The 22,137-nt window shown below is 73.2% G+C and carries 21 protein-coding genes and 2 tRNA genes; 11 read left to right on the top strand and 12 right to left on the bottom strand.

The window, feature by feature from the left end; all coding sequences use genetic code 11:
* Nucleotides 1-26 precede the first annotated feature (26 nt).
* Nucleotides 27-680 (top strand): GntR family transcriptional regulator, encoded by a 654-nt coding sequence (locus AB0M93_RS33750; protein ID WP_364281175.1) that lies wholly within the window; start codon nt 27-29, stop codon nt 678-680.
* Nucleotides 681-734: 54 nt separating this feature from the next.
* Here AB0M93_RS33750 and AB0M93_RS33745 read toward each other — a convergent pair whose 3' ends face one another.
* Both AB0M93_RS33745 and AB0M93_RS33740 read right to left on the bottom strand, forming a co-directional pair.
* Entirely contained in the window at nt 735-2,360 is a 1,626-nt protein-coding gene (locus AB0M93_RS33745) for a CocE/NonD family hydrolase (protein ID WP_364281172.1), read from the bottom strand.
* Nucleotides 2,357-2,965, bottom strand: coding sequence for a TetR/AcrR family transcriptional regulator (locus AB0M93_RS33740; protein ID WP_364281169.1), 609 nt, complete (start codon nt 2,963-2,965; stop codon nt 2,357-2,359). Before AB0M93_RS33740 ends, AB0M93_RS33745 begins: the two co-directional genes overlap by 4 nt.
* A 70-nt stretch (nt 2,966-3,035) precedes the next feature.
* Here AB0M93_RS33740 and AB0M93_RS33735 point away from each other — a divergent pair, with 70 nt between their 5' ends.
* A complete protein-coding gene (locus tag AB0M93_RS33735) occupies nt 3,036-4,049 on the top strand; it encodes an alcohol dehydrogenase catalytic domain-containing protein (protein WP_364281166.1) in 1,014 nt (337 codons plus the stop codon).
* A gap of 4 nt (nt 4,050-4,053) precedes the next feature.
* Here the strand turns inward: AB0M93_RS33735 and AB0M93_RS33730 are convergent, their stop codons facing one another.
* Nucleotides 4,054-5,601, bottom strand: a complete 1,548-nt coding sequence (locus AB0M93_RS33730; RefSeq protein ID WP_364281164.1) for an adenylate/guanylate cyclase domain-containing protein — start codon at nt 5,599-5,601, stop codon at nt 4,054-4,056.
* A gap of 106 nt (nt 5,602-5,707) precedes the next feature.
* On the opposite strand from AB0M93_RS33730, the gene AB0M93_RS33725 reads away from it, so the two are divergent.
* A complete protein-coding gene (locus tag AB0M93_RS33725) occupies nt 5,708-6,610 on the top strand; it encodes a diiron oxygenase (RefSeq protein WP_364281162.1) in 903 nt (300 codons plus the stop codon).
* A 1-nt stretch (nt 6,611) separates the two neighbouring features.
* Nucleotides 6,612-8,081: an FAD-dependent oxidoreductase gene (locus AB0M93_RS33720; RefSeq protein ID WP_364281159.1), complete on the top strand. Its 1,470-nt coding sequence runs from the start codon at nt 6,612-6,614 to the stop codon at nt 8,079-8,081.
* Between the two features lie 132 nt (nt 8,082-8,213).
* Here the strand turns inward: AB0M93_RS33720 and AB0M93_RS33715 are convergent, their stop codons facing one another.
* The 5 genes from AB0M93_RS33715 to AB0M93_RS33695 form a co-directional block, all read right to left on the bottom strand.
* Nucleotides 8,214-10,445 (bottom strand): hypothetical protein, encoded by a 2,232-nt coding sequence (locus tag AB0M93_RS33715; protein WP_364281157.1) that lies wholly within the window; start codon nt 10,443-10,445, stop codon nt 8,214-8,216.
* 25 nt (nt 10,446-10,470) lie between these two features.
* Nucleotides 10,471-10,542: transfer RNA gene (locus tag AB0M93_RS33710), tRNA-OTHER, on the bottom strand.
* A gap of 10 nt (nt 10,543-10,552) precedes the next feature.
* Nucleotides 10,553-10,624: transfer RNA gene (locus AB0M93_RS33705), tRNA-Pro, on the bottom strand.
* Between the two features lie 55 nt (nt 10,625-10,679).
* Complete coding sequence (locus tag AB0M93_RS33700; RefSeq protein ID WP_364281154.1) at nt 10,680-11,615, bottom strand: sugar kinase; 936 nt, start codon at nt 11,613-11,615, stop codon at nt 10,680-10,682.
* On the bottom strand, nt 11,612-12,262 hold the full coding sequence (locus tag AB0M93_RS33695; protein ID WP_364281151.1) for a class II aldolase/adducin family protein: 651 nt from the start codon (nt 12,260-12,262) through the stop codon (nt 11,612-11,614). The genes AB0M93_RS33700 and AB0M93_RS33695 overlap by 4 nt, the downstream gene beginning before the upstream one ends.
* Nucleotides 12,263-12,316: 54 nt before the next feature.
* Here AB0M93_RS33695 and AB0M93_RS33690 point away from each other — a divergent pair, with 54 nt between their 5' ends.
* Entirely contained in the window at nt 12,317-12,925 is a 609-nt protein-coding gene (locus AB0M93_RS33690) for a TetR/AcrR family transcriptional regulator (RefSeq protein WP_364281149.1), read from the top strand.
* Here AB0M93_RS33690 and AB0M93_RS33685 read toward each other — a convergent pair.
* From AB0M93_RS33685 to AB0M93_RS33675, 3 genes are read right to left on the bottom strand one after another with little or no spacing between them, the layout of a single operon-like run.
* Nucleotides 12,879-13,754 (bottom strand): SAM-dependent methyltransferase, encoded by an 876-nt coding sequence (locus AB0M93_RS33685; RefSeq protein ID WP_364281146.1) that lies wholly within the window; start codon nt 13,752-13,754, stop codon nt 12,879-12,881. The genes AB0M93_RS33690 and AB0M93_RS33685 overlap by 47 nt on opposite strands.
* Before the next feature lies 1 nt (nt 13,755).
* Nucleotides 13,756-14,100: a VOC family protein gene (locus AB0M93_RS33680; protein ID WP_364281143.1), complete on the bottom strand. Its 345-nt coding sequence runs from the start codon at nt 14,098-14,100 to the stop codon at nt 13,756-13,758.
* A gap of 1 nt (nt 14,101) precedes the next feature.
* Complete coding sequence (locus tag AB0M93_RS33675) at nt 14,102-14,260, bottom strand: ribbon-helix-helix protein, CopG family (protein ID WP_364281141.1); 159 nt, start codon at nt 14,258-14,260, stop codon at nt 14,102-14,104.
* A 229-nt stretch (nt 14,261-14,489) separates the two neighbouring features.
* On the opposite strand from AB0M93_RS33675, the gene AB0M93_RS33670 reads away from it, so the two are divergent.
* Nucleotides 14,490-14,753, top strand: a complete 264-nt coding sequence (locus AB0M93_RS33670) for an RICIN domain-containing protein (RefSeq protein ID WP_364281138.1) — start codon at nt 14,490-14,492, stop codon at nt 14,751-14,753.
* Here AB0M93_RS33670 and AB0M93_RS33665 read toward each other — a convergent pair.
* Nucleotides 14,750-15,781 (bottom strand): LacI family DNA-binding transcriptional regulator, encoded by a 1,032-nt coding sequence (locus AB0M93_RS33665; RefSeq protein ID WP_364281135.1) that lies wholly within the window; start codon nt 15,779-15,781, stop codon nt 14,750-14,752. The genes AB0M93_RS33670 and AB0M93_RS33665 overlap by 4 nt on opposite strands.
* A 176-nt stretch (nt 15,782-15,957) precedes the next feature.
* Between AB0M93_RS33665 and AB0M93_RS33660 the strand changes: the two genes are divergently transcribed.
* The 5 genes from AB0M93_RS33660 to AB0M93_RS33640 all read left to right on the top strand — a co-directional run bounded on the left by AB0M93_RS33660 (nt 15,958) and on the right by AB0M93_RS33640 (nt 22,135).
* Nucleotides 15,958-17,265, top strand: coding sequence for a sugar ABC transporter substrate-binding protein (locus tag AB0M93_RS33660; protein WP_364281133.1), 1,308 nt, complete (start codon nt 15,958-15,960; stop codon nt 17,263-17,265).
* Nucleotides 17,266-17,267: 2 nt separating this feature from the next.
* On the top strand, nt 17,268-18,194 hold the full coding sequence (locus tag AB0M93_RS33655) for a sugar ABC transporter permease (protein WP_364281130.1): 927 nt from the start codon (nt 17,268-17,270) through the stop codon (nt 18,192-18,194).
* Nucleotides 18,191-18,994: a carbohydrate ABC transporter permease gene (locus tag AB0M93_RS33650; protein WP_364281128.1), complete on the top strand. Its 804-nt coding sequence runs from the start codon at nt 18,191-18,193 to the stop codon at nt 18,992-18,994. Before AB0M93_RS33655 ends, AB0M93_RS33650 begins: the two co-directional genes overlap by 4 nt.
* A 29-nt stretch (nt 18,995-19,023) precedes the next feature.
* Nucleotides 19,024-20,904 (top strand): beta-L-arabinofuranosidase domain-containing protein, encoded by a 1,881-nt coding sequence (locus tag AB0M93_RS33645; RefSeq protein WP_364281125.1) that lies wholly within the window; start codon nt 19,024-19,026, stop codon nt 20,902-20,904.
* A gap of 145 nt (nt 20,905-21,049) precedes the next feature.
* Nucleotides 21,050-22,135: an RICIN domain-containing protein gene (locus tag AB0M93_RS33640; protein ID WP_364281122.1), complete on the top strand. Its 1,086-nt coding sequence runs from the start codon at nt 21,050-21,052 to the stop codon at nt 22,133-22,135.
* The last annotated feature ends 2 nt before the right edge of the window (nt 22,136-22,137 follow it).

The raw sequence follows: 22,137 nt of genomic DNA, 5'->3' as shown, positions 1-22,137 counted from the left end.
TCTTGTCGCAATGTTAACATTGCGACATGAGTGGAGTGGTTCCCGCCCGCCGCCGGGGGCTGGCCGACGAGGTCGCCGACCGGGTTCGTGACGCGATCTTCGACGGCGGCTACGCCCTGGGCAGCCAGCTGCGCGAAGTGGAGCTGGCGGAGGCGCTCGGCGTCAGCCGCGGGCCGGTGCGGGAGGCGCTGCTCCGGCTGGAACGCGAAGGTCTCGTCCGCAGCGAGTGGCACCGCGGCACCACCGTGACCGCCCTGTCCGACGAGGACGTCGCCGAGCTCGCCAGCCTGCGGGCGGCGCTCGACGGGCTCGCCGTCGAACTGGTCGTCGACCGGGCTTCGGACCAGGCCCTGGACGCGATCGACGCTGTGGTGCGGCGCATGGAGCGGGCGGCGGGCGAACACGACATGGTCCGGTGCGACCTGGACTTCCACGACGCGGTCTACGCCGCCGCCGGCCACCGGCGGCTGCGCGAAGCCTGGCAGGCCATCCGCTCACAGGTGCACCTGTTCCTGCTGACCCGGATCGGCGTCACGACCGACGGCTACCTGGCGGGCATCCCCGCCGAACACCGTGAGCTGGCGGCGGCCCTGCGCGCCCGCGACCGGGAGACGGCCCTGGGCCTGTTCGCGGAGCACCGCCGCCACGCCTTCGAAGTCCTCAGTGGACGGACGGACTAGCCGCCCTGCTCGGTTTGGGTGCGAGTGCCGGAAAGTCCCGGTGTCCGGCACTGCCTAGCCGGCGGGAGCCCGTAGCGGAAGCACGATCGCCGACGCGTGCAAAGGGTCGTGGTGGACTTCCTGGTCCGCCGCGAGGAGCGTGACCGCGGTGGCATGGGGTTCGCCGGTGCCGGGATTGCGGGCGTAGCGCGGGAAAGCGCCGCTGGAGACCTGGACGCGGATGCGGTGGCCGCGGCGGAAGCGGTGCGCCGTCGGCCACATCCGGACCGTGACGGCGGCCGTCTCGCCGGCGTCGCGGAGGCTGGTGAGCCCGTCGCAGACGTTGAACGACCGGCCGTCCGGGCCGACGTCGCAGAGCCGGACGAAGACGTCGGCGAACCGCAGGCTCGACCGGAACCAGATCTCCGCGTGCACGTCTCCGATGACTTCGACGTCTTCGCCGAGCGCGGCCGTGGTGTAGGTGAGGACGTCCGCGCGGGCCTCGAGCGCCGCGTTGTCCACCCGGCCCGCGTCGGGGGCCATGCGCACGCCGCCGGCCGCGGGCGTCGGGTCCGCCGGGTCGTAGCGGTAGCGGTCGGGCGCCGACCCGGCCGGGACGTCGAGAGCGAGCCCGCCGTCATGCTGCAAGTGGAACCGTTGCGGCGCATAGCCTTCCGGCGGCCACGAGGCGAAGTCGCGCCAGGCTTCCTCGCCCATCACGAACAGCCGGACCGGCGCCCGCTCCGGCGGTTCCTCGCCGCGGGCGTGCGCGAGCCCGAACTCCAGGGCCTCCCGGAGCGTCGCACCCGTGCTGCCGAGCAGGTCGGTGCGCGCGGCGTGCGTCCACGGCCCGACCGTCAGCCGCGGGCGGCGGCCGGCGTCCTGCAGCGTGCGGAAGTCGCGCAGCTGGCCCGGCAGGAAGATGTCGTACCAGCCGGCGATCGAGCTGACCGGGACGGTGACGTCCGCGACGCGGTGCCGGTGGCCGATCTCCGCCCAGCGCGGGTGGTTTTCCGGGAGCGCGAGGACGTCCTGGATGTAGCCGGAGCGGTGGCCGATCGCGACGACGTCGGCCTGGGCGAGGGGGAGCGTGGCGTACGCCTGCTTCAGCTTCTTCCCCTGGCTGCGCTGCCGGAGCAACGCGAAGCGGCGCTCCTGGACCGCGACCTGGACGCCCCAGCCGAACGGCGTCTCCAGCGAAAGGCCGTCCTCGCGCAGGAACTCCAGCGTCAGCCCGGACTCGGTGACCTGCGGGATCATCGCCTTGACCTGCGGCGGGAACCGGTCGGCCACCGCCCACTGCACGTAGCCGAGGTAGCTGGGGCCGACGGGCACGATCGCGTCACCGAACCAGGGCTGCCGCACGAGCCAATCGAGCGTCGCGAGGCCGTCTTCGCGCTCCTGCCGCAGCGGATCGAAGATCCCGCCGGAGCCGAAGCCGCCGCGGGTGCTCTGGATCAGCACCTGGAACCCGCGCTCGGCCAGCGGCCGCGCCAGGATCGCCCCGAACGCGCCCCGGCGGCCGTAGGGCGTGCGCACCAGCGCCGTCGGCAGGCCGTCCGGCCCTTCGCGCGGCGCCCACCGGTCGGCGAGCAGTTCGACGCCGTCGGCCATCGGGACCCGCAGGTCACGCTCGACGACGAGCCGCCGGGTGGCCGGCGCGGGCAGCTTCAGCAGGCGTTGCACGAGACGGCTGATCACCGGCCGGCCTCCTTCGTGATCATCGTGGTGACGACCGAGTGCATCCGCAGCAGCCGGCCGGCGAACTCCTCCGGATCGAGCGGGTCCGGCCCGTCGACGACCCACGCGTTGACGACCGCCCCGGCCCCGCCGGTCAGGAAGGTGGCCAGGTCCTCGACGCTTTCCGCGTCGAGGTGGCCGCCGAGGGCGCGGCCGAGGTGCTGCCGGTTGACCGGCAGGAACAGGCCGGTCAGCGCCCGGTTCAGGGCGAACGCCGACGCCCCGGTCAGCAGGGCGCGGTAGAAGCGCCGGTACCGGGCGAAGTGCCGGCCCAGTGCCAGCAGCGCCGCGTGTTCGCCGCCGGGGTGGCCGAGGCCGTCGAGCTCGGCGAGCAGCTCGCGCCGGACGAGGTCGAGCGCGGCCTCCAGCAGCAGCGCGTCGCGGTCGCCGAACTGCTGGTACAGCACCTGGCGGCTGACGTCGGCCGCCTCGGCGATCTCGGAGACGGTGACGGCCGTGGAGTCGCGTTCGGACACCAGCTCGACCGCCGCCCGCATGAGCGCGGCGCGCGACCGGCGCACCCGCCGGTCCTTGGCGGGCGCTTCGGTCGTCCAGTCGGTCTCCACGGCCCCGATAATGGACAGCTGTCAAGAAAATAGCAAGTGTTCGGCAACGGCCGCGTGCGAGGATGCCGCCATGTCTTCGACGATGCGGGCCTTCGTGCTCACCGGTCCGCGGGAGTGCTCGGTGCAGGAGGTGCCCGTCCCGCAGGCCGCCGCGGGCGAGGTCGTCGTCGACGTCGAGCGGGCCGGGGTGTGCGGCACCGACGTCGAGTTCTTCACCGGCGAAATGGCCTACCTGCACCAGGGGCACGCCGCGTACCCGATGCGGCTGGGGCACGAGTGGGCGGGCACGGTCTCGGCCGTCGGCGACGGCGTCGACCCCGCCTGGCTCGGGCGGCGGGTCATGGGCGACACCATGCTCGGCGACCGGACGTGCCGCCGCTGCCGCAAGGGCCACCAGCACACCTGCGAGAACCGGCAGGAAGTCGGCATCCGCGGCGGCCGCGCCGGCGCGCTGGCGGAGCGGCTCGCGGTGCCCGCCTGGTCGCTGCACGCGCTGCCCGACGAGGTCGACGCCGTGCTGGGTGCCCTGGTCGAACCGGGCGGCAACGCGCTGCGAGCCGCCCGCGCGGCCGGCACCGGCCCCGGCGACCGCGCGCTGGTCCTCGGCCCGGGGACGATCGGGCTGCTCACGGCCTTATTCCTACGGGCGGCGGGCGCCGAGGTGCACCTGCTGGGCGTGGACGACGGTGCGTTCGCCCGCAGCCTCGGGTTCACGCACGTCCGGACCCGCACGACCCTGCTGGACCTGCCCTTCGACGCCGTCGTCGACGCGACCGGCGCACCCGGCTCGCCCGCGCTCGCGGTGGACCTCGTGGAGCCGGCCGGCCGCGTCGTCTACATCGGACTGTCCGGCCGGCCCAGCGAGCTCGACACGCGCGCGTTGGTGCTGAAGGACGTCACGGCGGTCGGGGTGCTGTCCGCGTCCCCGGGCCTGGCCGACACGATCGCGGCGTACGCGAGCGGAGCGGTGGACCCGCGGCCGCTGGTGGCGGCGACGGTCGGTCTCGACCAGGTCGGCGCGGTGCTGGCCGGGGAACGCGTCGGCGGCGCGGGCCCGAAGGTCCACATCGACCCGCGGCGCTGACGGCTCAGCCCGGACGCGGCGAGGCGAGCGTCGTGGGCCGGTTGCGGCCGCGCAGGGTGACGTCTTCGGTGGCCGTCCAGTGCGCCGCTTCTTCCGCGGCGGCGGCCTCGACCGCCGTCCACGAGGCGAGGAGCCGGCCCGGGGCGTTCTTCGCCAGCTCGGTGAGCCGGGCGGCTTCGTTGACCGGGTCGCCGATCACGGTGTACTCGAAGCGGCGGGGGTCGCCGACGTTGCCCGCGACGGCGTCCCCGGTGGCCACGCCGATGCCGGCCGGGCCGTCCGGGACTTCGGCGGCCAGGCGGCGGGCGATCGCGCGGCCGGCGGCCAGCGCGCAGGTGGCGTGGTCGTCGAGCGGCGCGGGCGCGCCGAAGACGGCCAGTGCGGCGTCGCCGACGAACTTGTTGACCAGGCCGTGGTGCCGGTCGACCTCGTCGACCACCACCGCGAAGAACCGGTTGAGCAGGCCGACGACCTCCTCCGGCGGCCGGCTCGCGGCCAGCGCCGTCGACCCGACCAGGTCGACGAACAGCACCGAGACCGTGCGGACCGTGCCGCCGAGTTCGGCGGACGAGCGCATGGCTTCGACCGCGACGTCGTGGCCGACGTGCCTGCCGAAGAGGTCACGCATGCGTTCGCGTTCGGCCAGCCCGGCGGCCATCCCGTTGAACCCGGCCTGCAGCAGGCCGAGCTCGCTGCCGTCGTAGACCGGGATCCGGGCGGCGAAGTCGCCGGCGCGGACGCGGTCCAGCGCGTCGCGCACCGAGGAGATCGGGTTGACCACGGCGCGGGCGGTGAACACCGTGACGAGCAGCCCGAAGCACAGCACCACCAGGCCGAGTGCGATGACCGACACGGCGAGCTTCGTGGTGGAGACGTCGCCGCGCACCCAGGCCAGCACCGCGGTGACCACCAGCCCGGCCACCGGCACGCCGGTGCCGAGGCACCAGAACAGCAGCATCCGCAGGTTGACGCCGCCGGTGACCGGGCGCGGCGGCGTGGTGCCCGCCAGGGCCAGCGCCGCGTACGGCCGCAGGGCCAGCTCGCCGAAGAGGTAGGCGATCGCGCAGACGACGACGGCGGCGAAGGCGACGACGAGGAGCTCCGTGAGCACCACCGCCGGCTGGACGAGCGCCGCAAGGCCGCCGAAGAGCAGGGTCGCGATGCCCCAGAGCACCGCTTGGACGTACGTCAGGCGCAGCGGGACGCGCAGGCTCGCGGTGCGCTCGGCGTCGGTGGGGCGGCGTCCTTCGGCGGCCCAGCGCAGCGTGCGGAGGGCGCCGCGGGTGCCCCAGAGCGTGCCGGCGATGACCGCCGAAACGACGTACACGGGTACTGCGACCGCGGTGACGCCGACGAGGTCGCCGGACATCCCGGGCGCCGGCATGAGCAGTGCCGCGAGCCCGACCACGACCAGCGCGCCGATCACGTTGGTGGCGATCAAAGCGGCCGTGAGCAGGCTCTGGACGCGCCGGCGCAGCACGGCGACGTCCTGGTCCAGCGGGCCGAGCAGGCCGGAACCGAAGGGTCCCGCCGGAGAGTCAGCGGAGGTCACGCGTTGAGTGTACGGTCGTTCACTGAACTGCTCGCAGACGGCCGCCGAAGTATATGTTACGGTTGGTAACAGTGAACTTGGGTAACACCTGACGAGGAGGTCGGTCATGACGAGCATCAGTGAACCCGGTGTGTCGGACCGGGAGACCGTGGCGCGGCGGCTGCTCGACTCGTCGGAGCAGCTGTCCTACGACCCGGTCAAGGAAGTCGACTGGGAAACGCCGCTGGACACCGGCTACCACGGCGCCAGCCCGGAGTGGAGCACGCTCTACGGCACCTCCTACTGGGCGGACATGACACCCGAGCAGCAGCGCGAGCTGACCCGCCAGGAGGCGGCGTCGGTCGCGAGCACCGGGATCTGGTTCGAAATGATCCTGCAGCAGATGGTCCTGCGCGACTTCTACGCCAAGGACCCGACCGACCCGGCGTTCCAGTGGGCGCTGACGGAGATCGCCGACGAGTGCCGCCACTCGATCATGTTCGCCCGCGGCGCGGCGAAGCTGCGCGCGCCCGCGTACCGGCCGCGCCGGTTCGTCGTCGAGCTGGGCCGGGTCTTCAAGGCCACCGCGACCGGCGAAGCCGCGTACGCGGCGATCCTCGTCGCCGAAGAGGTCCTCGACGTCATGCAGCGCGACTGGATGCGCGACGAGCGCGTGGTCCCGTTCGTCCGGACCATCAACAACATCCACGTGGTCGAAGAGTCGCGGCACATGAAGTTCGCCCGCGAGGAGACCCGCGAGCGGCTGCGCGGCGCCGGGTGGCTGCGCCGCCAGATCAACGGCTTCGTCGTCGCGGTCGCGTCGTACTTCATCGTGACCAGCATGGTCAACGCCAAGGTGTACGAGAACGCGGGCCTGGACGGCAAGCGGGCGCGGCGCGAGGCGAAGGCGAACGAGCACCACAAGTCGATGCTGCGCTCGAGCTGTTCCGGGCTGATGGAGTTCCTGCACTCGGCCGGCCTGCTGACCAAGCCGTCCCTGTGGTTCTACAAGCGCGCGAACCTGATCTGACATGGCGTTCGCGATCACCCAGACCTGCTGCGCCGACGCGACCTGCGTGTCGGTCTGCCCGGTCAACTGCATCCACCCGACGCCGGACGAGCCGGACTTCGGGCGCACGGACATGCTCTACATCGACCCGGCCACCTGCATCGACTGCGGCGCGTGCGCCGACGCCTGCCCGGTCGACGCGATCTTCCCGGCCGGCGACCTCACCGGGCCGCTGCGGGTGTACGAAGAGCTGAACGCCGAGTACTACGCGGGCCGGGACGTGCTGGCGGAGGTGTCGGCCGCGCCGAACTTCCACCGCTGGGCGCCGCCGACGTTCTCGCGGGTGCTGCCGAGCGACTTCGCGCCGCTGGACGTCGCGGTCGTCGGCACCGGCCCGGCGGGGATGTACGCGGTGGAGGACCTGCTGCTGCACACGAACGCCCGCGTGACGCTGGTGGACCGGCTGCCGGTGGCCGGCGGCCTGATCCGCTACGGCGTCGCACCGGACCACCCGTCGACGAAGAAGATCGGCGAGACGTTCGCCCGGTTCCACGACCACCCGCGCCTTCGCCTGCGCCTCGGCGTATCGGCGGGTGCCGAGCTGGCGGACCGGCACGACGCGGTGATCTTCGCGGTCGGCGCGACCGAGGCGCGCTCTTTGGGTGTCCCCGGCGAGGACCTGCCCGGCAGCCTGCCGGCCGCGACGGTCGTCGGCTGGTACAACGGCCACCCGGACATCGCCCCGGACGCCGTCGACCTCTCGGCCGAGCGGGTGGTCGTGGTGGGCAACGGCAACGTCGCGCTCGACGTCGCCCGCATCCTGACGGCGGACCCGGCACAGCTGGCGGACACGGCGATCGCCCCGGAAGCGTTGGTGCGCCTGCGGTCGGCGAAGGTGCGCGAGGTGGTGGTGCTGGCCCGCCGCGGCCCGGAGACGGCGGCGTACACGCGCCCGGAGCTGCTGGCCCTGGCGGCCCGCGGCACCCTGGTGGTGGACACCCACGACCCGCGCATCACGCAGGCGATCGACGACGCGGAAGGCAAAGCGGCGTGGCTGCAGGGAGTGCGTCGAGAGCGGGTCGACTGGTCGGCCCCGCCCCCGGACGGCCGCCGTATCGTCCTGCGGTTCCATTCGTCACCGGCGGCGTTCCGCGGCGACACGGAGGTCCGCGCGGTGACGGCGACCGGAGCGGCGGGCGAGGTCGAGATCGAGGCGGGCCGGGTGGTCCGCGCGGCGGGCTTCCGCGGCGCACCGGTACCGGGCCTGCCGTTCGACGAAGAGCCGGGAACGGTACCCAACTCGGCAGGCCGCGTCACCGGGCGGCCGGGGGTGTACGTGGCGGGCTGGATCAAGCGCGGCCCATCGGGCGGCATCGGGGCGAACAAGGCGTGCGCGCGGGAGACGGTGGGAGCCCTGCTGGAGGATGCGGTGGCGGGGCGGCTGCCGGTGCGGCGCAGGGGAGTGGGGGCGCGGTTGCGTAGCCGCGCGTGAGGTGGGAAACCTGGTACGGCAACGCTTTCCGGCACCGGCCAGCGGGGCATGGGTGGAGTATTGCGGCCGCGGGCCGCGTCGCCGACCAACGCCCGCTCCCGCGGCCCTCGGACCGCGGGAGCGGGGCGCCAGCTACCCCTCCGAGCGGCACCAGTGCGGCCCGGCCGTCCAGCCGAGGAGCCGCCGTCCGGAACCGCCTCGCACCAAGCCCTCCTCCGTGAACCGGCCGCCCGCCAGCACGTGGGCCAGGCCCGCCACCGCCGGGGCGAACCGGTCGGCCGGGCCCACCAGCTCGATGAGGCGGTTCACCGCTGCCCGCTGCTCCTCCTCTTCGCAGAAGCTCAAGAAGAAGATCCCCTGCCGCCAGGCGTAGGCGATGTTCTTCAGCAGCTGCCACTCCGCGTACGAGTCGCCGGTCCGCACGGCCAGGCGGCGCGCCACCCAGGCGAATGCCTGCCCGGCCAGCTCCGGGGCCGCCGAGCGCAGCCGGCCGTGCAGGCCCAGTGTGTCCACCAGGACCGCCAGGTTGTGCGTCGTGAGGATCTGGCTCTGCTCGATCACCATGCCGTTGCCCGCCACCGACCACGGGCGGCGGCCCGCTCGGGCGACGCACGCCGCCGCGAAGTCGTCGGCCGTCCGCCGGGCCAGGGCGCGGGTCCAGCGCGGGCGCGGTGGCTCCGGCCACGCCGAGGGCAGGTCGTAGTACCGGGCGTACAGCGTGCCCGCCATGACGCGGCTGGTGGTCGCCGCCGCCGTGCGCCACTTCTCCGTGAACGTGCCCGTGAAGATGTCCGCCGCCAGCTCCTCCAGCAGCGGCATCGGGCGCCCCGCCTGCTTCGCCAGCGCGCCGAGCTCGCGCACCAGCGTGTTCGGCAGGATCGCGTGCGGGAACGAGCCGAGCGCCAGCAGCACCGTCTGCGTCAACGTCTGCCGCGCCGCCGCGGCCGCGTCCGGACGCCGCACCCGGAACGGCTCCAGCGCGGCGATCCACGGCAGCTCCTCGAACCGGACCTGGTGCGCCAGGTCGAGCAGCAGCAGCCCGCGACGACGGCGGAAAGCCGCGTACGTCTGCGCGTACAACGCCGCCAGCCGCTCGTCCCCGACGTTCGCCGCCACCAGCTGCGCGGTGATCTGCGGCAGCACCGTCGCCAGGACGTCGCCCGAGGTGATGATGCCCCGCGCGACCAGCTCCTCGACCGGGGCCTCCACCGCCCGGGCCGCCTTCGCGACCAGGTGCGGGGGAAAGTCGCCGCTGATCGGCTCGAGTGACGGCAGACCGCCGTCGCCCGGGAAGGCGTCGAGCCGGCCGGCCAGGGCCGCCGCGAGCTCGGCGTGCGTCGGGCACGCGGCCACCGCCGCCTGCACGCTGCGCAGCGCCGCCCGGCGCTCCGAACCCGGCTCGCCGTGCTTGGTGACCGTGTTGGCCAGGGCACGGCGGATCCAGCCGACGTCGCGCCCGGTCAGGGCGGCGCTGTCGTGCTCGCAGGCCAGCAGCGCGCGGTGCAGCCGGGCGAAGTTGCCCTTCGGGTGCGTGTGGGCGGTCGACGCCGTGTATCGCGCGCTCGCCGTCGCGTAGTCCGCGAGCCACTGCGCCCGGCGGGCCGCCCAGCCGTCCGGCCAGGTCCGGCACGGCCAGCCGCCGGTGACGCCCGCCGCGGTCAGCCGCGGCAGCTCGCCGTCGACTGTCTCCGCCCAGAGCGCGATCAGCCGGTCGAACAGCGGGTGCCACACCCGCAGCGTCTCCAGCATCGCCTCGATCGCGGGCTTGGCGGTGACCGACCGCAGGTTCTCGCGGACCTCGCCGACCGTGCTCAGCCGCACCAGCGCCCCCGCCGGCCGCGGGGCCGCGCCGGGCAGCGGGGCCAGGCGCAGCCGGTGCAGCAGCGGCCGAAGCTCGGCCACGAGGTCGAGCGCGGCTTCGGCGTGCCCCTGCTCCAGCAGCCAGGCGACGACCGGCAGCGCCGCGTCCTCCGGGAACTCGACGCGGTAGGACTCGGTCGCCAGCGCGGCGCGCAGGGCGGCGAGCCCGGCGTCGGTGAGGTACCACAGGTTCAGCCGCTCGCGGTCCGCGGCGCCCGGCGCCGCGGCGAGCTCCTCCGCGCTCGGCGGGACCTCGGCGAGGTACCGGCCGGTGGCGAACCCGCCGTGCGCGACCTCGAGGGTCACCCACGCCGGGGTGTCCGCGACCGGCGTCCGCGAACCCACCTGCAGCGTCCCGTCGGCCATGCCGGCGAGCACTTCCTGCCACCGCCCGGCCTTGACGCGGGCGCGACGGCGGACGTCGGCGTCCTTTGTGGATGCTGCGGTGCGCAGTGCCCGTTCGAGCTGCCCGTAGGCGTACGCGGGCGACGCCTCCTGCGTCATCTGGATCTCCCCCTGTGCAAACGAGACTTGGAGGCAGGTTTCGAACCTGCGCCTTCCCGGAGACAGCCGGGTGTTCTGCCTGCTGAACTACTCCAAGCTGCGGGGGGACATGGAGGCGGGATTCGAACCCGCGCGTTCCCGGTCCCGAGCCGGGCGATCTACCGCTGATCCACTCCATGCGATTCCCCGCGGCGCAAGGATAAGCCGCCGCGGGACGGCCGCGCGACCGACTTTTCAGGCGAGCATCGGCGTGGCGGCGGCGAACGCGTCCGCGGCCGCCAGGTCGAACTCGCCGTGGTCGCTGCCGAGGCCCTGCGCCACCAGGCCGGCCGCCGCGCAGCCGAGCACGGCGGCCTCCCGCGCGGACCGGCCCAGGCCCACGCCGCGGAGGAACCCGGCCGAAAACGCGTCGCCGCAGCCGGTCGTGTCGAGCACCGGGACCGCGAACGCCGGCACGGCGAGGGTCTCCTCCGCCGTCACCACCAAGGCGCCGCGTGCCTCCCGCGTGACCGCGACGCAGCCGACGCCGCGGTCGAGCAGGGCCCGGGCGCCGGCTTCGAGCGTGGCGGCGCCGGTCAGGCCGAGCACCTGGTCTTCGTTGGGCAGCAGGTAGTCCAAACCGGACAGTGCCGGCGCCAGCCACGCGAGCACGCCGGGGTCGCCGGGGGCGAGGAGATCGGCCGAGGTGACCACGCCGGCCGCGCGCGCAGGGGCGAGGATCTGCGCCGCCTTCTCGCCGCCCATCAGCTCGGGACCGCCCAGGTGCAGATGGGTCGCGCGGGCGATCTCGCCGTGCGGGGCGTCCGACGGCTCGTAGGTGAGGTTCGCGCCCGGCACGTGGAAGGCGGGCCGGCTGCCGTCGGAGCGGATCGGCAGCACCGACGCCGACGTCTGCACGCCCTCGCGGCGCAGCACCAGGGACGTGTCGACGCCGTGGCGGGCGAGCATCGCCAGCAGCAGGTCGCCGACCGGGTCGGCGCCGACGGCGCCCGCGGTGCGGACCGCCGCGCCCAGCTTGGCCAGCGTCACCGCGGTGCCGGCGGCGGTGCCGGCCGGCCCGAAGCGGATCTGCTCCACCAGCGCCGCGCCCTGGCCCGCCGGGATCGCGTCGACCGGCCGGACCTGCACGTCGAACACGTGCGCCCCCAGGGTGACGACCGTCTGCGTCATCGGCCGTACCCCCGGCGCACGGCCGCGGCGACGACGGCTTCCTGCTGCTCGCGATCCAGGACCCGCGGCGCGCCGAGGGTCGCGGCCCGCACGTACAGCCCGCACGCCCACTCCAGCAGCAGCGCGTTGTCGACGGCGGCTTCGAGGGTCGGGCCGTGGGTGACCGCGCCGTGGTTGGCCAGCAGCGCGGCGGACTTGCCCTCGAGCGCCGTGAGGGTTTCCGCGGCCAGCTCCGAAGACCCGAAGACGGCGAACGGCGCGACCCGGATCGCGCCGCCGAGGGCCAGCTGCTGGTAGTGCACGCAGGGCAGCTCGTCGAGCACCAGCGACACCGCCGTGGCCTGCGGCGAGTGGGTGTGCACCACCGCCCCCGCGCCGTACCGCCGGTAGACCCCCAGGTGCAGCTCCAGTTCCGAGGTCGGGGCCCGGTCGCCGGCGACCACGGCGCCGTCCAGATCGACGACCGTGACGTCGTCGGGCGTGGTCCGGCCCAGCACGACCCCGGTCGCGGTGACCGCCACGTGCTCGCCGGCCCGGACGCTCACGTTGCCCGCGCTGCCGATGAGCAGGCCCTCGCCCGCGAGCCCCTGACAGGCCCGCGCGACCGACCGCCGCGCCTCGTCGAGCGTTGAACTCGCCGTTGTCATGCGCCGAGGCTAGGATAAACCCGAAACAAAGTCACGTTCAGGTTCGGAGAGCGGATGACGGAGAGCCGGCTGCGCCGCGTGCCGCGCCAGGCGCGCTCGCGGGAGAAGCTCGCCAAGGTGCTCGCCGCCGCCGACCGCCTGCTCGCCGAGGACGGCGTCGAAGCGCTGACGACGACCCGGGTCGCGGCCGAGGCCGGCGTCTCGGTGGGCGCGCTCTACCAGTACCTGCCCGACCGCGACGCCATCACCGAGGCGCTCGCCGAGCTCTACCTCGGCCGCTTGGAAACCCTCATGGACTCCTTCGCCGAGCAGGCCGCGGGGGAGACCTGGGCCGATCCCGTCGGCCTCCTCGTCGACGCCTTCGCCGGGCTGTACCGCGCGGAACCCGGCTTCCGCGCGCTGTGGCTCGGCCGGGGCCTCACCGACGGCACCCGGGAGGCCGACCGCGCGCACAAGCGCGTGATGGCCACCGGGGTGCACCGCGTGCTCGTCGCGCAGCGCCTCCTGCGCGACGACTACGAGGCCGCGGTGGCGTGCCGGACGGCGTTCCTCGCCGCGGACGCGGTGATCCAGGAGGTCTTCCGCGGCGACGGCGCGCCCGAGCTCCTGGAGCCGGTCAAGACGATGCTGCGGGCCTACCTGGGGCACCTGCCCCGGCCGTAGCGACGAGGAATTCCTCGCCCGGCACGACGCGGAGGCCGTCGGCCCGGCCGGCGAAGTAGCGCTCGTTCAGCTCGGCCCCGGACACGTGGACGGCGTCGCGGAACCCGGCCTCGCGGGCCATCGCCAGGATCTCCGCGGGCGAAAACGTGCTGACGAACGGCGTTCCCGCTTCCCGGGCCCGCTCCGCCGTGACGCGGTGCCGCGCGCGTTCGCCGTCGTCGAGCAGTTCCGGCGGCAGCAGGAACGTCATGGCCAAAGTGGACCCGGCGGCGAATCCGGCGATCCGGCGCAGCGTGGCCGCGTTCGCTTCCTTCGTGAGGTACATGCTGACGCCGGTGGAGGCGACGACCGCCGGCTCGTCCGCCGCGAAGCCCGCGTCGGCCAGCCGGTCCGGCCACGACGTCGTCTCGAAGTCGACCGGCACCAGGCGCAGCCAGTCCGGGACGCCCAGGCCGAGTTCGGCCAGCCGGGCCCGTTTCCATTCCTGCGGGCCGGGCTGGTCGACCTCGAACACACGCATGCGCGCCGCGATCTCCGGACGGCGCTGGGCGAAGGTGTCCAGCCCGGCGCCGAGGATCACGTACTGGCCGACGCCGCGGGCGGCCTGCTCGGCGACCAGGTCCTCGACGAACCGGGCCCGGGCGACGATGCCCGCCCGGTAGCGGCCGGCGGTCGCCGGGTCCATGTCGTCGCGGGCGCGCCAGTCGTCGCCCGGATCGGCCAGGCGCAGGCCGAGGTCGTCGGTGAACACGTGCGGCGGCGGATCGACCTCGACGTGCAGCGCCCGCCACAGGGCGGTCCGCACCGCCGTGCTGTCCGGCGCGGCCACCTCAGGCCTTCCCCGGCGCCGACAGCGTCCACGTCCGCCCGTCGGGGTCGCGGACGGTCATTTCCCGGGTCCCGTAATGGGTTTCTTCGAACGGGCTGACGACCTCGACGATGTCGCCGGCCCGGAACTCGTCCGCGTCCGGGACCTTGAACACGACCTGGGTCCGCGGCTGCTGGCTCTCGGGCACCTCGGCGATGAACAGCCAGGGGCTGTCGCCGTTGCGCAGCTGCCCGGAGTTGTGGTCGGTCGCGAACTCGAGCTCGTAGCCCAGCGCCTGGAAGAACTTGGCCGCCTTGCCCCAGTTGTGGGTCTCGAGGTAGATCGCCTCGACGCCTTCGGTCGTCATGTCAGTGCTCCTCTTCGGGTTCGGTTTCGAGGTAGGCGCGCAGCGCGTCGGCGACGAGCGCCGAGAGCGACCGCTCGGTCTCGATGGCCCGGTGCTTGACCTGCCGGATCAGGCCGATCGGCAGGTACACGTTGAACTGCTTGACGTCGTCATCGCCCACGCGCCGAGGCTAGCATGCTAGTAAGCTAGTCCACCAAGTCCCGCCCCTTGAAGCCGCCCGGCCGGCGGCGCCCGGTTCACCGGCGTCACCGCGGCCGCGACCGGGCTCGCCGTCGCGACCTTCGCCTACAGCGCGACCGCCGCGCAGACCGCCACCCTCGCCGTGAACTGTCGATCCTGCCGCTGCCCGGCAGCGACGGCGTCCAGGTGGCGGGTGTCCCCTCGGGACGGTGCCGGCCCGCGGGCAGCTCGTCGTCAACGGCACCAAGTGCCTCGACGCCTACAACAGCGGCACGGCGAACGGCACCGCCGTGGTCGTCTGGGACTGCAACGGCCGGCGCAACCCGCAGTGGGCGCTCAACGCGAACGGCACCATCACCGACGCGGTGTCCGGACTCTGCCTGGACGCGAGCGGCGCGGCCACCGCGAACGGCACGAAGATCATCCTCTGGACCTGCGGCGGCGGCACCAACCAGCAGTGGACCCGGCGCTAGGCCGTCGAATCCCGGATCACCAGCCGGCACGGCCGGGTGTGCCGGCCGGGGGAGGGCTCGCCGTTGATCGCCGCCAGCAGCATCCCGGCGGCGGTCCGGCCGAGCGCCTCCAGTTCCATGTCGACGCTCGTCAGCGGCGGCTGGCAGCCCAGGGCCATGACGTCCCAGTTGTCGAAGCCGACCAGCGCGACGTCGCCGGGCACGCGGCGGCCGGCCGCCTGCAGCGCGTCCGCGGCACCGCGGGCGATCTGGTCGCTGCCGCAGAACACCGCGTCGAAGGGGGTCTCGGAGCCCAGCAGCATCCGCACCGCCTGCCGGCCCCACGCCTCGCTCCACTCGCCGAACATCGGCGCGCCGGCCGGGTCGAGCCCGGCTTCGGCGAGCCGTCCGGCGGCCGCGGACGCGCGGACGGTCGCCGAGTGGTGCCGCTCGGGGCCGGTGATGTGGGCGATCCGGCGCCGTCCGGTGGCCAGGAGGTGCTCGACGGCTTTGCGCGCGCCGCCCGCCTCGTCCGGCACGACGGAACAGTCGTGCGGGTCGGCCGAGCTGATGAAGGCGTAGACGACGGGGATCGGCAGGTCCGCCCCGATGGGCGGGCGCGCCTGGGTCCGGCGGCCGGTCACGATGATGCCGTCGACCCGGCGGGACAGCAGGGTGCGCAGGTAGTACTGCTCGCGGATCGGGTCGTCGCGGGCGTCGCAGAGGAACACCGACATCTCGCCGGCGCCGAGGGCGTCCTCGGCGCCCATCATCAGCGGGATGCTGAACCGGCCGATCGTGTCGGTGGTGATCATGCCGACGGTGTAGGTGCGCCCGGAGTTGAGGGTCACCGCCGCCCGGTTGGGCTGGAACCCCAGCTGCTCGGCCGCGGACAGCACCCGCTGCCGGGTTTCCGCGCGCAGCGACCCGCGGCCGTTGAGCGCCTTCGACGCCGTGCCGACCGAGACGCCGGCCAGCAGGGCGACCTCGCTGATCGTGGCCGGCTTGGCGGGCGCGCCGGGAGTTTCCGAAAGTTTCCGCGGGGGCATGGTGGCACAGTACCTCCGACGTCGCCGGGACCCAAGGTGACCCGGGTGCTACTACGGCAAACGGCCCTTGACGGGGTGCCGGAACCGCCCTAGCTTGAGTCGGCAACCGGTTTCTGAAACTTTCCCGGCTGCTTCTCCGACACCGCAGGCGGCGGCCTCCCGATAGGAGAGAGTCGATGACTTCGCACATCCGATCCAGGGCACGGTGGGGGCGTGCCACGGCCGCCGTCGCCGGCGTGCTCGTCCTCGCGGCCTGCCAAAGCGGCCCGCCGGGGGCGGCGGCGGGGGACACCGCGAGCGTGGACGACGGCACCACGATCACCATGTGGACCCGCTCGCCGACGGCCACCTTCAGCCAGACGCTGATCGACGCCTACAACGCGAGCCACAAGAACAAGGTCAAGCTGACGGTCTTCCCGGCCGACTCCTACCAGCAGAAGGTCGGCACCGCCGCGGGCGCGAAGCAGCTGCCGGACCTGCTCGCGGCCGACGTCGTCTACGCGCCCAACTACGCGGCCAAGGGCCTGTTCCTCGACCTCACCGCCCGCGTGACGCAGCTGCCGTTCAGCGGCAGCCTCGCCGCGGCGCACATGAAGGCGGCCACCGCCGGGGGCAAGCACTACGCGGTGCCGCACGACATCGACCTGTCCGCGGTGTTCTACAACAAGGTCCTGTTCACCAAGGCCGGTCTCGACCCGGCGAAGCCACCGTCTACTTTGGACGAAATCGCCGCCGACGCGCGCAAGATCGCCGCGCTCGGCGGGGACACCAAGGGCTACTTCTTCGGCGGCGCCTGCCCGGGCTGCCAGCTGTTCACCAGCTGGCCGATGATCTGGGCTTCGGGCGGCACGGTGCTCGACGAACAGGGCACGGCGGCCACGCTCGACAGCCCCCAGGCGGCGAAGGTCTATTCCTGGCTCCGGCAGCTCTACACCGACGGCGTCGTCCCGGCGTCGGCGAAGAACGAGTCCGGGCCCACCTGGACGCAGTCCTTCCTCGACGGCAAGATCGGCATCCAGCCGATGGGCGCGACCGCGTTGCAGGGCATGAAGGAAGGCCCGAACCTGCAGGTCGGCGTCGCCCCGATCCCGGGACTGGCCGGCGGCAGCTCGTCGTTCGTCGGCGGTGACGTGCTCGGCATCGGCAGCAACAGCACGCACGCCGCGGCCGCGTGGGACTTCATCGCCTGGACGCTGTCCGACCAGGCGCAGGTCGACGTCGTCGCGAAGAGCAAGAACATCACCGTCCGGTCCGATCTCGCCGACAACACCTACGCCGAGCAGGATCCCCGGCTCGGGGTGTTCAACCGGCTAGCGAGCCAGGGCCAGACGCCGATCTCGGTCAACTTCGGCAAGACGTTCAACGACACGAACGGGCCGTGGACGTCGACGGTGATCGACGCGGTCTTCGGCGGCGGCGACGTCGGATCGACCCTGAAGCAGCACAACGCGGCCGTCACCGAATCGCTTTCCGGCGGCAGCTGACCATGGTCTCCCTCCTGTCCCCGCGGGTGCCGGCGCCGGCGAAACCGGCGCCGGCACCCCGCCGCCGCGGTTCGATCGCCCGCGGGCGGCGCCGGCTCGGGATCGCCTACGCAGCCCCGATGGCCGTGCTGGTCGCCGTCTTCTTCGTCATCCCGCTCGGGCTGATGCTGTGGATGTCGGTCAGCCACTGGCCGCTGGTCGGCGCGTCCTACCCCGACGGCGTCAAGAACTACGACGCGCTGAGCGACCCGCTCTTCCTACGGGCGGTCTGGTTCACGCTGAAGTACACGCTGGTCACGACCGTCGTGCTCAGTCTCGTGGCGTTCGGGCTGGCGCTGCTGGTGCAGCACGAGCGGCGCGGCACCGGCTTCGCCCGCACGGTCTTCTTCCTGCCGAGCGCGGTCGGGCTCGCGTCGACGAGCCTGCTGTTCTACGGCCTGTTCAACACCGATTCGTCGGCGCTGAACCACCTGGTGGGCTTCCTCGGGCTGGGCCGGGTGGACTGGCTCGGCTCCGGCGGCAGCGCGCTCGGCTCGACGGCCGGGATGATCACCTGGCGGTTCGCCGGGTTCTACATGCTGATCCTGATGACCGGCCTGCAGGGCATCGACCCGGCGCTGTACGAAGCCGCCCGCATCGACGGCGCGAACCGGTGGCAGATCCTGTGGCGGGTGACGCTGCCGCTGCTGCGGCCGACGCTGGCCCTGGCGATGGTGCTGTCGCTGACCGGGTCGCTGCTGGCGTTCGACCAGTTCTTCATCCTCACCGGCGGCCGGCACGACACCGCCACGGTCGTCATCGACATCTACCGCGAGGCGTTCCTGTCCCAGGACCTCGGGCGCGCGGCCGCGGTTTCGGTGGCGACGCTCGCCGTGCTGATCGTCCTCAACGCCGCCCAGCTGCGGCTGATCCGCCGGGAGGGGAAGTGAACCGGCTCCGGGCCGCGGGCCTGCACGTCACCGGTGCCGCCCTGGCCGTGTTGTTCCTGCTGCCGCTGCTGTGGACGCTGTACTCGTCGCTGACCGGGCGGGAGGCCGGTGACTCCGGGACCGACAACTACCGGCGGCTCGCCGAGTACGGCAGCGGTCTCGGCACCTACCTGCTCAACACGAGCGTCGTCGCGCTGGTGGCGGTGAGCGTGACGGTGGTGGCGACGACGCTCGGCGGGTACGCGATGGCCCGGCTCGCCTTCCCCGGGCGCACCCTGCTGTTCCTGGTCACGCTGGCCATCCTGATGGTGCCGTACACGACGATCCTGGTGCCGCTCTACATCCTGCTCGGCTGGCTCGGCCTGCAGAACTCGCTGCTCGGCCTGGGTCTGGTGCTGGCCGTGCTGCAGCTGCCGTTCGGCCTGTTCATGATGCGCAACTCCTTCGAAGCGCTGCCGGTGGAGCTGGAGGAGGCCGCGCTGATCGACGGCTGCTCGGTCGGCGGCGCGCTGCGGCGGGTGTTGCTGCGCGGGGTGCTGCCCGGCGTCGTCACCGTCGCGCTGTTTTCGTTCCTGGCGGCGTGGAACGAGTTCGTCGCCCCGCTGATCTTCCTCACCGACGGTGAGAAGTTCACCCTGCCGGTCGCGCTGTTCAACCTCCAGTCGGGCAGCCTCGGCTCGGTCGACTTCGGGGCCCTGCAAGCGGGAGTGGTGGTCTCCGCCCTGCCGTGCGTGGCGGTCTTCCTCGTCCTGCAGCGGTACTACGTCCGCGGCTTCACCTCGGGAGCCCTCAAGGGCTGAGACACCCAACGGCTGACAGGAGCACCTCGATGACCGAACGGATCCTCGGGCCCGTCCACCCCACGGCCGCCGCGAGATCGGCGCTGCGGCCGCTCTTCCTCGGCGCGGCCGCCTTCGCCCCGGGCAGCCTCCTCGGCGACTGGCAGGCGCGCAACGCGAGCCGGACGCTGCCGCACTGCGTCGAGCAGCTCGACGCGGCGGGCGCGCTGGACAACCTCCGGCGCGTCACCGGCGAGGTCGACGGCGAGCACCGGAACATGTGGTTCGCCGACTCCGACGTCTACAAGACCCTCGAAGCCGCCGCCTGGCAGCTCGGCCGGGACCCGGGTGACGCCGAGCTGCGCGCCTTCCTCGACACGACCGCCGCGCTGGTGGCCAAGGCCCAGGAGGACGACGGCTATCTGAACTCCTACTTCACCGCCGACAAGCCGGAGCTGAAGTGGCGGGAACTGCACTGGAGCCACGAGCTGTACTGCGCGGGGCACCTGATCCAGGCCGCCGTCGCCGCCGCGCGGGCCGGCGTGGGCGCCCAGCTCGTCACCGTCGCCCGGCGCTTCGCCGACCTGATCGTGGAGCGGTTCGGGGAGGTCGACGACGTCGACGGGCACCCCGAGATCGAGACGGCGCTGGTGGAGCTGTACCGGGTGACCGGCCACCGGCCGTACCTGGACCTGGCCCTGCGGTTCGTCGACCTGCGCGGGCGCGGCCTGCTCGACGGCGAGCGGTTCGGCTCGCGGTACCTGCAGGACCACGAGCCGGTCCGGACGGCGGACGAGGTCGCCGGGCACGTCGTCCGGCAGCTCTACCTGCTCGCCGGGGTGGTGGACGTCGCCGTCGAGACCCGGGACGACTCGCTGCTGGCGGCGGCCCGCCGGCTGTGGGCCGACGCGTTCGGCGCGAAGACCTACCTCACCGGCGCGCAGGGTTCCCGCCACCGCGACGAGGCGTTCGGCGACCCGTACGAGCTGCCGCCCGACCGGGCCTACGGCGAGACCTGCGCCGCGATCGCGAGCTTCCAGTGGAACTGGCGGATGCTGCTGGCCACCGGCGAGAGCCGCTACGCCGACGAGATGGAACGCGCGCTGTACAACGCGATCGCCGGGTCGACCGCCGTCGACGGCACGCACTTCTTCTACTCCAACCCGCTGCACCTGCGCACCGGCCACGACGGTTCGCACGAGGACGCGCCTTCGCAGCGTCTGCCGTGGTACTCGTGCGCCTGCTGCCCGCCGAACCTCGCCCGGCTCGTCGCGTCGCTGTCGGGCTACGTGGCCACCGCCGACGCCGGCGGCCTGCAGGTCCACCTCTACGCCGCCGGGACCATCCAGACCACTGTGGACGGTGTGGACGTCCGCGTCGAAACCCGCACCGAGTACCCGTGGGACGGCCGGGTCGAGCTGACCGTGACCACCCGGGCGCCGCTCATGCTGGCCCTGCGGATCCCCGCCTGGGCCGAGGGCGCCCTGGTCGACGGCGCGCCCGCCGAGGTCCGCGACGGGTACGCCGAGGTGCGGCGCGACTGGACGGGCGGGGCGACGGTGACGCTCGAACTGCCGATGCCCGCCCGGATCGTCCGGCCGCACCCGCGGATCGACGCCGTGCGCGGCTGCGTCGCGGTGACGCGCGGGCCGCTCGTCTACTGCGTGGAGCAGGCCGACCTGCCCGGCGGCGTCACGCTGGAGGACGTGCGGATCGACCCGGCGACGGCGTTCGCGGCCGGATCGCTGCCGGACGTGCCGGTGACCCTCATCGCGCGCGGCAGCGTCGAGACTCCCGCGTCGGGCGAGCTGTACGGCACCGGCGCCACCGCTGCCGGTGAGCCGTTCGAGCTGACCGCGATCCCGTACTTCCTTTGGGGCAACCGGGCGCCCGGCCCGATGCGGGTCTGGCTCCCGCTCGCCCTCACCTGACGGTCGTGAGGGGTAAGGCGGGTTGGCACCCGCCTTGCCACTCACGAGCACGGGAGCGCACCCGGCCGTCACTGTTAACGCTAACAAAACCGAAGATTGCGAGGACCCGATGACGCGTCCTGTGGTATTTCGGCCCCACCGCGGCGTGCCGCGGCTGGCTGTTTCCGTGGTGCTCTGCCTGGTGGCCGGCCTGCTGTCGGTGCTGTCCGCGAGCAGCGCGCTGGCCGCGACCGCGTTCACCAGCACCGTGGTCAGCTCCTCGAGCGGTCAGTGCGCCACCGTGCCCAACGGCGGCAGCGCCGTCCAGCTGACCCAGGCGAGCTGCGACTCCGGCGCCGGGCAGTCGTTCCGCTTCACCCCGGTGTCCGGGGACGTCTACACCCTCAGCACCTTCACCGCCGGCAGCTGCGTGGACATCTCCGGTGCGTCCACCGCGGACAACGCCGCGGTGATCCAGTACGCCTGCCACTCCGGAACGAACCAGCAGTTCCGTCTCGAGCCTACAGAAAGCGCTTTCAGTCTGGTTTCTGTCAGTTCGGGTAAGTGCGTCACCCCGGTAAACGGCGTGCTCGTGCAGATGGCCTGCGGCCCGGCCGCCGTGTGGCGGCTGCCCGGCTACCAGTCCGGCGGCGACCCGCAGACCCCGCCGGAGAAGACCGTGCGGGTGTGGCTGCTGCGGCCGTCCGACGTGCCCTACGACCAGCGCTACCCGGACGGCATCGCGAACGTGGTGCGGGAAGCGCAGCGGTACTACCGGCAGGAGCTGGGCAAGACCTTCCGGCTCAACGAACCCGTCGTCCAGGTCGTCACCGGCGAGCACGTGAAGAGCTGGTACGAGAACACGCCCAACGGCGGCGAGCGCTACTGGTGGGCCGTGTTCAACATGCAGCAGGAGCTGGTGCGCCGGTTCGGCGTCCGGGACGGGGACAGCCGGTGGATCAACGTCGGCGAGGTCATCGCCGAGGGCGACGGCGCGGGCGGCGGTGGCGGCAACGGCTGGGTGATCCTCTGCCAGCACGACGCCGACGGCGCGGCCGGCCTCAACGGCCCGATGAACCGCTGGTACGGCGGCATGGTGCACGAACTCGGCCACGCGTTCGGCCTGCCCGACTCGACCTCGACGGACGGGACGCCGATGTCGGCGTCGTTCTACGACTACCCGAACACGCACTTCAGCCAGAGTCAGAAGACCGCGATCTTCAACGGCCCGTACGGCTCCTTCCTCTTCTGAAC

This window comes from Amycolatopsis sp. NPDC051102 (assembly GCF_040682815.1).
Taxonomy (GTDB): domain Bacteria; phylum Actinomycetota; class Actinomycetes; order Mycobacteriales; family Pseudonocardiaceae; genus Amycolatopsis.
This window is presented reverse-complemented; position numbering and strand designations above follow the sequence as displayed.